This window comes from Clostridium sp. BL-8 (genome assembly GCF_002006495.1).
Lineage (GTDB): Bacteria > Bacillota > Clostridia > Clostridiales > Clostridiaceae > Clostridium.
In genome coordinates this window covers 1-13301 of sequence record NZ_LZZL01000119.1, presented here as the reverse complement: position 1 = coordinate 13301, position 13301 = coordinate 1, and the positions used below count along the sequence as shown (strand labels likewise).

Genomic DNA, 13301 nt, shown 5'->3' with positions numbered 1-13301 from the left:
GGAAAGTATTATTACTTAAATGCTGATGGATCCATGGCACATGATACAACAATTGGCAGTTATAAGGTTGGAGCAGACGGAGCTTGGATTCAATAGATAATTAGAATTTAAGTAATTAAATGGATATATTTTCTTAATAAGTACTCCAGAAATTTTCATTTTACAATATATATGCAAGATATTTATAAAAAGTTAATAATTATATAATAGAAAGTTTAGAATTATGAGGTAAAATTAGAACTGAGTATATTAGTTAGAAATATATGCGCTTATAGTAATTTATATAAGAGAATGAAAATGTAACTATATACAAGTCAAATAATGCAGATATCAAATTTTTAAATTGAATAGATATAATAAAGGATAAAGTTAAGGTGTTAAAAAGTGTAAAGGAGGTATATTATGCACAAGAAAATTAAGCATATAATAGCAGTAAGTCTTGTAATTGGAACAATTTCAGGTGTATTGCCAGCTGATAAGTTTTTTTTAGGATCAGCAGAAGCATATGCATCAACCTATAGAAGTGCAAGTGATGGCGAGTTAAATTCACTTACTATAACAAGGAGTACTGGAAGTGAGATTGAATTACTTGATACTTATGAAGGAAATGAAACAGGTCTATCTGGAAATAAAGATTATTATATGAGTCTTACTGGAGCTGATGGATTTTATATATCAGCAGGTGTACAAGGCAGTGGAGATGTAGTAAAAGTATTCACTTCAGCAGATAAAACTGCAGAAGGTCAAGATATTGGAGATTATGTAAATATTAACTCTACATATGAGGATGTTTATTTGAGAACATACAAAAGTGAAGACGCTTATAAAGAAGCATATGGAGATAAGGATGTAACTGATTGTGAAAATACTTACATAATTCATGTCAAGAAACCAGATTCAAATGATATAAGCTCTGATGAGGAACTTGATAAAGATTATGCATATTTGAAAAGTATCTATCTAAGCAATGGAGATATTGATTTTTCAAAGGAACAATATTCATATAATGTAAGTGTTAATGATAATGTAAAAGAGCTTCTTATCAGAGCAACTCCTGACAATAATGATGATGTAGTTGAAATTAATGGACAATCTGTAGAAGAAAGTGATAACTTTGAAAAGACAATAAGCTTAGATGAAGGCAATAATGCCATAAAGATATATGTTAAAAGTAATGATGATGATGAAACATATACTTTGAATGTATACAGAGGAAGTGAGTCGACTTCGGCTGCTTCTACTTCTACGAATCAAGGGAGTACAAGCTTAGATTCAGGTAACATAAATAATGCAGTTACAAGTGATTCAGGCAAATTCAATTCATGGCAGAAAGTTAATGGAAAATGGGAATATATTGACGGAACTGGAGTGCCTTTGAAAAATCAGTGGTGGTTTGACAGTAAAACAGGAAAGACTTACTACTTAAAAGCAGATGGAACTATGGCAACTGGTTGGTTTTATGATGGCAGTAACTGGTTTTATTTAAATGAAAAGGGAGAGATACAAACAGGCTGGATACAGTCAGGGAAGAATTGGTATTTCTTAAATGAAAGAGGAGTAATGCAAAAAGGCTGGCTAGAGGATTCCTCAGGAAACTGGTATTATCTTGATAACAGTGGAACAATGAAGACTGGCTGGCTTGAAAATTCTGATGGGAAATGGTATTACTTAGACCAAACAGGAAAAATGATAGATAATACAGCAGCTAATTAAGAATGAACGAATTGTCAATTGAAACATATGTAGTTCTATCTTATATCTAAGAAAAGAATATTAAATTTGGACAAATGTTGTTTTAGTGGTAAAATATAAGATATGTATGTAATTTTAATAATACAGTGACGACGATAAATAAATTGGAGGAATGAGTTTATGAGTAAAAATTTAAAAAAAATAGTTGCTTTGGCAATGGTGATTGGGACAATCTCAGTAGCAGCACCAGCTATCAGCAATACCAATTTCTTGATAACAAAGGCTTATGCATCTAGTGATGAAAATGATAATGATACTTTTGACAGCTTAAAGCTGGAAACTTCAGATGGAAGCAGTATAAGACTTTATGATGACGATAGCTATGATAGTGATAATAAGGTAGATAGTGGCGATGTAAAAGAGGATACAGACTATTATGCTAAAACTTCATCAAATACAATTCATATAGATATAGATGGTGTAAGTTCAAAATATGTAAGGGTATTTAGAAAAGATGGTGATGATGGCATCAGTGATTCAACTAAAGGTAAAAAGGTAAGCAGCGATGTTAGTTTATCATCAGGAAAGAACACTATTGTTGTAAGAATATATGATGAAGAGCCAGATGATAACCCAAGATATGATGATGATAGCGACAAATCAAATGACTATACAATTTATGTAAAATGTACAGGTGATGATAGCAGCGACAGCAGTGATGACAGCAGCGACAACTATGATGACATCTATTTAAAGAGCCTTAGTATAAATGGAGATAGTGTTTCTTTATCAGATTCACAAACTACATATACCTATAATGTTGCTAGTAATATAGATTCAGTGCCAATTAAAGCTAAACCAGATGATAGTGATTATACAGTTGAAATCGATGGCGATGAAGTTGATGACAGTGATAATTATAAGAGAGATGTTGATTTAAACAAAGGTGAAAATGATATTAAAGTAAAGCTTACAGATGAGGATGACAACGAGAGGGATTATACTTTAAAGATAACTAGAGCAGATAATACTGCAGCTGCTTCAACAGGTACAAGCACTGCAGCGTCACAAACAAGTACAGCAACAGCAGTTACAAATGGAAAAGTTGGATGGGTACAAGTAAATGGCGGATGGCAATATAATGATTCTATAGGTACTCCATTGAAGAGCCAATGGATTTTTGATAGAAACTATGGAAAGTGGTATTACTTAGGAACAGATGGAATGATGGCTCACGATACTTATATTGGCAAATGGAGAGTTGGCTCTGATGGAGCTTGGATTTCATAATAAAGCTAAGAATATACATTCATAAAAAAAGGCTGGGTGGCAATCTTCCAGCCTTATTTATGTATAGAACAACGTCTAATTAATTATTAAAGTGGAGGAATTAGTTATGAATAAAAATTTAAAGAAAATAATTGCAATAACAATGGCGATAGGTATAATTTCAGCTGCAGGGCCAGCAGGCAGGATTAATTTGCTAACTTCAAAGGCTTATGCTTCAGACAATTCTACAAATACCTTATCGAGTTTAGGATTAGAAACTTCAGGGGGGAGTACTGTAAATATTTATAGTGACAGCAGTTACAGTAATGCAGTTAGCAGCACCAGCATATCCCCTGGTATAACCTACTATGCGCAGAGTTCGTCTAAAACAGTAAGGGTAAATATAAGCGGACCTGCATCTGAATATGTTAAGGTATTTAACGATACTTCAAGTTCAACAGAGGGTAAAAGTGTAAGCAGCAATATAAGTATATCATCGGGAACAACAACTCTTGTTGTAAGAGTATATGATACTGAACCATCTTCTAATATAAAATATAGCTCAGACAGTCATGTTGTCAGTGAGTATAGAATCAAAGTAAAGTATTCAAATTCAAGTTCAAGTGACAACGAAGATGAACTTGACAGCTTAAAATTAGAAAATTCAAGTGGAGATACTATTAATCTTTATAATGATGATGATTATGATAGTGATAATAAAGTAGATAGTGAGGATGTAGACTCAGGCACAGATTATTATGCTAAAACTTCTTCTAATACAGTTCAGGTACATATAAGTGGTGTAAGCTCAAAATATGTAAGGATATTCAAAGGTAAAGGTGATGATGAAGATGATATTAGTGATTCAGCTAAAGGAAAAGAGACAGGAGATGATATCAGTTTATCATCAGGGACAAATGTTTTGGTTGTAAGAGTATACAATGACGAGCCAGATGATGATGTGGAATATGATGATGACGATGATGTTGAATGCGATTATACAATTTATGTAGATTGTACAGGTGATGGATCTAGTGATTCGGATAGTTCAGATGATGATAACGCAGATGATTATGATGATATATATTTGGATAGTTTAAGCATAGATGGGAACAGTATTTCTTTATCAGATTCAAAGGTAACATATACTTATAATGCAGCTAGTGATGCAGATGAAGTGACAATAAAAGCTAAACCAGAAGATGAGGATGAAGATACAGTTGAAATTGATGGCGATGAAGTAGATGACGGTGATAACTATAAGAAAGATGTAGACTTAAATAACGGTGAAAATGATATTAAAGTAAAAATTGAAGATGAAGATGATAATAAACGAGAGTATACACTAAAGATATATAGGGGAAGCAGTTCAACAGATTCTTCAAGCACTGCAGGTTCTAATGCTACAACTACAAATACAGCAAGCTCAACTTCTGATGCAGCTACTACAGTTTCAACTGGAAATGCGGCAGCTACAACCACAACTGCAACTAAATCTGGCTGGGTACAGGCGAGTGGAAAATGGCAGTATTATGATAATCAAGGAAAACAATTAATAAATCAATGGGTATTTGATAAAAATTATAGCAGTTGGTACTATATGGGCTCAGATGGATTCATGGTAGAAAACAGCTGGATATTAAGCAGCGGTAAATACTATTACTTAAATACATCTGGAGCTATGGCAGCAAATTGCTGGGTAATAAGTGGAGGTAAATACTATTATTTAAGTTCTGATGGATCTATGGCAACAAATACTACAATTAGTGGATATAAAGTTGGCGCTGATGGAGCTTGGATTTCATAAGGACAAGACTATATAGTCATATAAGTAAGGCAGGATGATTTTATGACAATCTTCCAGCCTTATTTTTATATCTATAATATAGCTATCCAACTTTAAAATTAAGCTTATGTGGTAGCTTGCCGAAATCACATACATTTTTATTTCAAAGGACTTATTTATTGGGGAAGGATTATTGCATTAAATTGAATATAAGGAATCTTTTTAGTGAAATTATAGATGAGGGGTTTGGAGAAAGATGCTTTAGATGGTAAAATGTAATATGATGATGAATATATTAATAATAACTAACGTGAGTTTGAAGGGGTATTTTGAGAAAAAACTTAATAAGAAAAAATTTAACTTCCAGTTCACGTTATTTGATTGGAGGAAGAAGTTATGAATAAAAATTTAAAGAAGATAATTGCCATAACCGCAGCAATTGGAATGATTTCAGCAGTAGAACCAGTTAGCAGTATCAATTTCTTTACTTTAAAAGCATACGCATCTGACAATACTGTAAATAATTTATCTAGTTTAGAACTAGAAACTTCAGGCGGCAGCACTATAAATCTTTATAGTGACAGTAGTTATAATAATGAGGTTGGCAGCTCTAATGTGTCAGATGGTGGACAATATTATGCTAAAAGTTCGTCTAGGACAGTAAAAATAAACATAAGTGGACCTGACTCAAAATACGTTAAGGTATTTAAGAGTACCTCCAGTTCAACTGAGGGGAAAAGCATAGGCAACAGCATCAGCTTGTCATCAGGAACAACGACTCTTGTTGTAAGAGTATATGATAATACTCCTTCAAGCAATATAAAATATAGCAGTGATAACCATGTTGTCAGTGAATATAAAATTAGGGTTAAATATTCACACAGCAGTAGCGACAATGATGATGATGAACTTGACAGTTTAAAATTAGAAACTACAAATGGGGATAATATCAGGCTTTATGAGGATGATGATTATGATAGTGATGAGAAGGTTGATAATGAGGATGTAGATCCAGATACTGATTATTATGCTAAAACTTCATCTAATACAGTTAATGTACATATAGGCGGGATTAGCTCGAAATATGTAAGAGTATTTAAGTCAAATGATGATGACATTAGTGATTCAGCTAAGGGCAGAAAAGTAAGCAGTGATCTTAGTTTATCATCAGGGAGGAATACAATTGTTGTAAGAGTATATGATGATGAACCAGATGATGACGTGGAATACGGAGATGATGATGGAGAAAATGATTATACAATTCATGTAAAGTGTACATGTGATGGAACTAGTGACTCAGACAGCTCAGATGATAATGACAATGCTGATGATTATGATGATATATATTTGGATAGTCTAAGTGTAGAGGGAAATAACATTTCTTTATCAGATTCGAAAGTTACATATACTTATAGCGTAGCTAGTGATGTAGATGAAGTTACAATTAAGGCGAGACCAGAAGACGAGGATGAAGACACTGTAGAAATTGATGGCGACGAAGTAGACGATGATGACAACTACAAAAAAGATGTTGACCTTAATAATGGTGAGAATGACATTACAATAAAAGTTGAAGATGATGATGATAATGAAAGAGAGTATACCTTAAAGATATATAGGGGTGGTAACTATACAGGTTCTTCAAATTATTCAAATAGTACAAGCACTAATGTTAATACAGTAGATTCAACTCCAAACACAGCAACAATAATTTCAACAGTTAAGACTGGCTGGGTTCAAGTAAATGGAAGATGGCAATATAATGATAATTTAGGAAAAACTTTAACAAATCAATGGTTCTTTGATAGAAATTATAATAAGTGGTATTACCTTGGAAGTGATGGATTTATGATGGAAAATTGCTGGATAATAAGTGGAGGTAAATACTATTACTTAACTTCTGATGGATCTATGGCTGCAAATACTATAATTAATGGATATAGAGTTGGAGCTGACGGTGCCTGGATTAGATAAAATAATATCAAACTTTAAGTTTGTGCAATAAAAGTGGAGGGATGTACATATGAATAAAAACCTAAAAAAAATAATTGCTATAGGGTTAATGCTTGGAAGCATTTCAACTGTTAGAGCTTTAGCTCCAATTGGTTTATTAACTAAAGCGGCTTATGCAGCGCCAGATAATAATCAAGTAGAGGAATTAACCAGTTTAAGAGTGGAAACTCAAGGTGGAACTGGTATTAAGCTTTATTATGATGATAGCTATAAGAATTACAATAAAGTAAATTATGATGATGTAGAAAGTGATCATATTTATTATGCAGAAACATCAGCTGATACTATAAAGCTTGAACCAGATGGACCGGATTCAAAATATGTTAAGGTATTTAATGGAACTTCTGATTCGGCTAAGGGGGAAGCTGCAAATAGTGATATTAAACTATTACCAGGTACAAATATTATTACTGTAAGAGTATATAAGGAAGAGCCTGATAAATATGTTGAATATGAAGATAGGGGTAAAGCAGAAAATAGCTATATACTCAATATAAACTATAATCCAAACAGCAGTGTAGACGAAGATGACATTAATTTAAAAAGTCTTACAGTTGATAAAAATAAAATTTCTTTATCAGATTCACAGGCAGTTTATACTTATAATACAGCTGATGATGTAAAGTCAGTTTCAATTGAAGCTAAGCCAGAAGACGATGACTATAAAGTTACAATAGATGGCGATGAGGTAGATGACGGTGATGACTATAAAAAGGATATCAGTTTAGACAATGGAGAAAATGATATTAAAATAGAGATTGAAGATGATAATGGTGATGATAAGGAGTATATCTTAAATATAAATAAAGGTGAGAGCTCTTTAAATGCAGGAACAGTAAATGAAACTGGCAGTGCAGTAAGTGCTAATACCCAATCAAGTAATCCTGTTCATATAGAGGCTACAGCTTCTCAAAATAATACAACAATAACGGTTATAAAAGCTAATCAATGGATACAGGTGAGTGGTAAATGGCAATATGCTGACTTAAACGGAAATCCAATAAAGAATCAATGGTTTTTTGATAAGAATTATGGAAAATGGTACTATTTAGGAGTGGATGGATTTATGGCGGAGAATTGCTGGATGTTAAGTGAAGGCAAATACTACTATTTGACTGGTGATGGATCTATGGCAGTAAATACCATAATCAATGGATATAAAGTTGGAGCTGATGGAGCGTGGATTTCATAAGAGTATGAAGTAGAAGTATGATAGGAAAAAGAAGGACTTTTAACATACTGTTATCTTCTGAATTATATAAGGCATAATCAAGAATAATAAATCTATGAGGTTTGATTATTATTTTCTGATTATGCCTAATTTATTGATAATTAGCATATTATTAATATAAGAAAATTTTAGTGTCTTACATATATTAATGAAGTGATTTTTACAATTGGTTAAAATTTCAATTAAAATAGATGCTAAATATAATAGAAGTTTAAGGAAAAAGTATGGTAAAATATATATAATTGATGAAATATAATGAATCGGAGGAACTAGGATGAATAAACAAATTAAACGTATAATAGCAGTAGCACTTGCAATTAGTGCGTTTTCAGTATTGGAGCCAGCAAAATATTTAAGCTTAACTAATACAAAAGCTTACGCAAGAGTAACAGGAGCTGATTTAGATAAGATATCTTTAGGCGATGGAAGTATAAATTTTAAATCCAGTGTGACTGATTATACTCTTCAATTAGATATGTCAATAGATGAATTGAGAGTTACTGCAACACCTGAAGAAGATACAGCGGAAGTTGAAATTAATGGAAAGGATGTTACGGATAGTGATTATAGAACAGTAGTAGATCTTGATAAGGGCGAAAATACAATAACGATAGATGTAAAAAATGGTTCTAAGAAGAAAACTTATACTATTAAAGTAATGCGGGGACATGCGGTAGATGATGAAATTTACTTAAGCGATATAAAATTAAGTGCTGGAAATATAAGTTTCTCAAAGGATCAAACAGAATACAATGTAGATGTACCAAGTGATACAAGCGATATCAGCGTGAAGGCTACACCAGAAGATACTGACTATGATGAAGAAATAGACAAAATAACAGCGACAGATGACGATAATTATAAGAGAACAGTAAACTTAGCATATGGGAATAATGATGTAACCATAAGAATAAGAGATGATGATGATCATGAAAAAATATACACCTTACATATAAATAGGGAAAAAACTAATGCACAAGCTCAAACTTCAACAACTGCAACAGCAAATCAAAATGCAGCTAATGGCAACAGTACAGCAGATGTGACGGCTAAAGGCTGGGTACTAAATAATGGACAATGGAGTTATATTAATGACAAGGGAAGTAAAGATATAGGTTGGAAGCAGATTAATGGTGTATGGTACTACTTGGGAAATGACGGAGCAATGAAAATTGGATGGCAAAATGTAAATGGAGACTGGTATTACTTAAATAACAATGGAACAATGAAAACTGGATGGATAGAAAATTCTGATGGTAAATGGTATTATCTATTATCTTCAGGGGTTATGGCTAAAAATACAACAATTGATGGGTATAAGCTTGATGCCAATGGAGCATGGGTAAAATAATAACAATATATAGAGCATATCTATGCACTAATATATTAATGAAAGAATTTTCTTAAGCTAATTCAATAAAAAGGAGGATAACTATGAATAAAAGGGTAAAAGTGAGAATTGCAGGTATACTTGCTATAATTAGCTTATCAATATACGCTCCCACAGACATTTCATTACTAACCACAAACGCTTATGCTGAAGCAGCAACTTATTCACTAGCGGATAATGGTGAATTAAAATCATTAGATGTTCAATCTACGAATGGACAAAGTCTTGAACTTTGTAATAATTATGGAGGCGAAGAAAAAAGCTTAACTGATGATAAGAATTATTATGTCGTACTCGATAGCAACAGTGATGGAGTTAAAATATCAGCGGAAACTGAAGGAGATTATATAGTAAAAGTTTTTGAATCAGATAGAGATTTTGCTACACCTTATGATTTAGGAGAAAATATACCTATTGAAACTGGACAAACTACTCTTTATATTAGAACTTATGCAACGGAAGATGGTTTTAAAAGAGCAGTAGACGATGAGGAGGTAAGCAATTGTGCTAAAACTTATGAAATAAATATACAAAAAGAATCAGCTAATGAAAATGAGGATCTTGGATTAGATGAATTAACTTTAGATTCAGGTAAAGTTCCAATTAATTTTGATATAGATACAATTAACTATAATATATCAGTTAATAATGACGAAGAAGAGGTAGAAATAAAGGCAAGACCAAGAAGCGATAAGTATACAGTGAAAATCCAAGGTTATACAGCAGATGAAGATAATAAATATAGAAAGGATATACACTTACAATATGGATTAAACGTAGTAAAAATAGTTGTAGCGGATTTAGATTATAGAATTAAAACATATACTCTAAATATAACTAGAGGAAGTGTAGCTGGGCAGAATGCTTCCACCAGTACAAGCAATACTCAGAATAATTCAGGCAGTAATATAAAAATAAGTCAGTGGGTACAGGTAAATGGTGCTTGGCACTACAATGATTCAACAGGAAATCCTTTGAAAAATACCTGGTATTATGATAGAAGCTATGGAAAATATTATTATCTAAAAGAAGACGGGACAATGGCTACTCAATGGGTATATCTTAATGGAAACTGGTACTATTTAGGACAAGATGGTGGTATGAAAACGGGCTGGCAATATATAAATGGAAAGTATTATTACTTACAAAGTGACGGCAGCATGGCTAAAAGCACTGAAATAAGCGGTTATAAACTCGGCGACGATGGAGCATGGATTAAGTAAGACTCCAAATCTACGATTTGGCCAGTCGAACTTACTCAGCGAGCAAATGTGAGTCGAGTTTCATCTGAAAAATGTTAAATACAAGAAGAAACGCTTATTTAAAAGAATAGCGTTTCTTTTTTATAGGGAAGTTATAGAATATTTTAGAGAATTAGATTTGATCAAATATAAGTTAGGGAAGGACAAATAAATTAACAATGTACAATTTAAAATTAAGGAAGAAAAGCTTATAGCTTTTTAAAAATATAAATTTAAAAGATTCCGTGAGGAATTTTATCATAAAGTGTGCATTGTAAATTGAAGTGAATGTATAGTTAATTTAAGAAAAATATTCATTGAAATAAAAAAGGTACCAAGTTATATATTTCATATTGTATATTATTATGTAAATAAAGGGCAAAAGGTACAGTAAAAAATAAATAAAATATTTTTAAAATATTTTCAAAAAAAGTACCTAAAAAGAAATTCAAGATTGTATTACTTAATGACAACAAAGGAAAGACAAGGATTAAAATGAAATTTCAAAGAAGTATAGCATTTTATGTACAAGTATATATATATATGATATAATTCTAAAATGGACATGTTTTTGGAATAAAATTCATGTGATTTAGTTTAATATATGTGAATTTTATAAAAATATATCTGATTATAGTAATTATATAGCTTTACATGGTTGCACAATAGTGCTATAATTTATCTGATTTTTAAAATTTAGGAGGGAAAAGAAAATTATGTTTAAAAGAGCAAACAAAATAACAGCATTATTAGTAGCTGCAGCTTCTGTTATGTCAGTAGTTCCAGCTATGGCGGACACAACTTCAAGTTCAAGATTAGGAAGTAAAGATGGTACTATCGAAAATGCAATCGCATTCCAAGATGGTAAATATGTATATCAAGGATATAAGTCAGATGATGATTCTGATTCTGTATACTACAATGATGGAAGCAAAGATAAAGAATTAGATGATGTTTCAGATGCAGATCTTAACAGATCATATGAAGATAAGTATGCATATGCTAAAGATGGAGACGATGAATACTTAGTAGACTTAACAAATGGAGACGTAACTGATGATACTACTCCATCAGATGATACTGATACTGCACAAACAAAATTAGAAACTAAATTAAAGAAAGCTGACAGATATGATACTAACGTATCTAATGTTGCTGTACAAGCTATCCCAAGCGCTAAATTCGGAGATAACTGGTATGCATACAGTGCTACACCAGCTGCTGGTTCAGATGGAGAAGACTATGAAGATGCTAGTGGAAAGTTATATGGATTTACTGATGGCAATGGTAAATATATAGATGCTTCTTATACAGCAAATATCTATGCATATAGCACATTTGAAGGTAAAACAGTTAAAATAGAAAACTATAGCGATGCAGGTAGTGATAGTGATAGTGATAGCTTATTAAAAGCTAGATTAATTCAACAACCGGTTGCTTTAACTCAAGATAAAGATTATATCTATGCATTAGCAACAGTTGCAATAACTGATACAGCTGACAACTTTGTAGCAACTGGTGGAACTACTACATCAGCAATTGCAAATCTTCCAAGTGATTTAGATGCATCAAAGACTGTTGTACGTACTTTCATCCAAAAGATTGCTAAGGCTCAAGGAGATCAAAAGGATGGAGCATATCTTCCAAAGACTGTAGAATCTTATGAAATTGGTAACAGTACTGGAAATGAATATGACTGCGGAGATGCAAAAGATGCATACAATGGAGTTTTAGCTGCTATCCATGATGGAAGCGGTGCATCATTAAAGGATTTAACTGAAGTTACTCAAGATGATGTAATAAATACTGCTGATACTGGAATAGAAAAACCAATCTTCACTATAAGCGATGGTAACTTAGTTGCTGTTGATGCAGTTGAAGGTGACAGTGTTGATGGAATAACTTTAAAATTCAAGAAAGATAAAGTTAAATTCAAAACATTCCCAGGATATAAGACTTCTACTAGCACAACTGCAGAAGGTGTTTCTACTGATAAAGATTCAAAATTTGATGCTTATCTTGTAGAAAAAGATTCAGATGACAGCGTTGATATAGATGACAGTGCTAAAACTTACTCAGCATATGATATCGATGTAGATGGAAATGTTTGGGTTGTTGCAGATGGTAAGATCTACAAATATGTAGCTGGTGGAGATATGACTAAGGTTTATACTTGCGATTCTTCATTAGATGCTATCAGCGTTTATGACGAAAACAATATAGTTACTTGGGAAAACGGTGGTGATATCTACACAACTGTTGGTGAAGGAAAAGCTGAAACTTCAACAGAAGCAGGTACAACAACAGGTGCTGCAACAGTTCAAACTGGTTGGGTTCAATTAGCTGATGGAACTTGGAATTTATATGATGCAACTGGTAATAAGGTTGTAAATAACTGGGCTATCGTTGGTGGAACTTGGTACTACTTAAAAGCTGATGGTGTTATGGCTACAGGCTGGACTAACGTTGGTGGAACTTGGTACTACTTAAATGCATCAGGTGCTATGCAAACTGGTTGGTTCAATGACAACGGAACTTGGTACTACTTACAATCATCAGGAGCTATGGCTACTGGTTGGTTCAATGACAATGGAACTTGGTACTACTTAAATGCATCAGGTGCTATGTTAGCTAACACAACTGTTGATGGTTATGTATTAGGAGCTTCAGGAGCTTGGA

The 13301-nt window shown here is 32.6% G+C and carries 8 protein-coding genes and 1 pseudogene; all 9 read left to right on the top strand.

The annotated features are described in order from the left end of the window. Window positions 1-96 (top strand): annotated as a pseudogene (locus CLOBL_RS28725) (cell wall-binding protein); the annotation flags it as partial. Between the two features lie 306 nt (window positions 97-402). Next, window positions 403-1713, top strand: coding sequence for a cadherin-like beta sandwich domain-containing protein (locus CLOBL_RS24745; RefSeq protein WP_077861440.1), 1311 nt, complete (start codon window positions 403-405; stop codon window positions 1711-1713). Between the two features lie 159 nt (window positions 1714-1872). Further along, window positions 1873-2982, top strand: a complete 1110-nt coding sequence (locus tag CLOBL_RS24740) for a cadherin-like beta sandwich domain-containing protein (protein ID WP_077861439.1) — start codon at window positions 1873-1875, stop codon at window positions 2980-2982. 106 nt (window positions 2983-3088) lie between these two features. Continuing rightward, window positions 3089-4768: a cadherin-like beta sandwich domain-containing protein gene (locus tag CLOBL_RS24735; protein ID WP_077861438.1), complete on the top strand. Its 1680-nt coding sequence runs from the start codon at window positions 3089-3091 to the stop codon at window positions 4766-4768. Between the two features lie 375 nt (window positions 4769-5143). Continuing rightward, window positions 5144-6721, top strand: a complete 1578-nt coding sequence (locus CLOBL_RS24730; RefSeq protein ID WP_242953915.1) for a cadherin-like beta sandwich domain-containing protein — start codon at window positions 5144-5146, stop codon at window positions 6719-6721. Window positions 6722-6770: 49 nt separating this feature from the next. Beyond that, on the top strand, window positions 6771-7952 hold the full coding sequence (locus CLOBL_RS24725; RefSeq protein WP_077861437.1) for a cadherin-like beta sandwich domain-containing protein: 1182 nt from the start codon (window positions 6771-6773) through the stop codon (window positions 7950-7952). Between the two features lie 313 nt (window positions 7953-8265). Then, window positions 8266-9342: a cadherin-like beta sandwich domain-containing protein gene (locus CLOBL_RS24720; RefSeq protein WP_077861436.1), complete on the top strand. Its 1077-nt coding sequence runs from the start codon at window positions 8266-8268 to the stop codon at window positions 9340-9342. Window positions 9343-9425: 83 nt separating this feature from the next. Continuing rightward, window positions 9426-10604 carry a cadherin-like beta sandwich domain-containing protein gene (locus CLOBL_RS24715; protein ID WP_077861435.1) on the top strand — a complete coding sequence of 393 codons (1179 nt, stop codon included), beginning with the start codon at window positions 9426-9428 and terminating at the stop codon, window positions 10602-10604. A gap of 734 nt (window positions 10605-11338) precedes the next feature. After that, on the top strand, window positions 11339-13301 hold a 1963-nt coding region (locus tag CLOBL_RS24710; RefSeq protein WP_077861434.1), incomplete at its 3' end, for an N-acetylmuramoyl-L-alanine amidase family protein.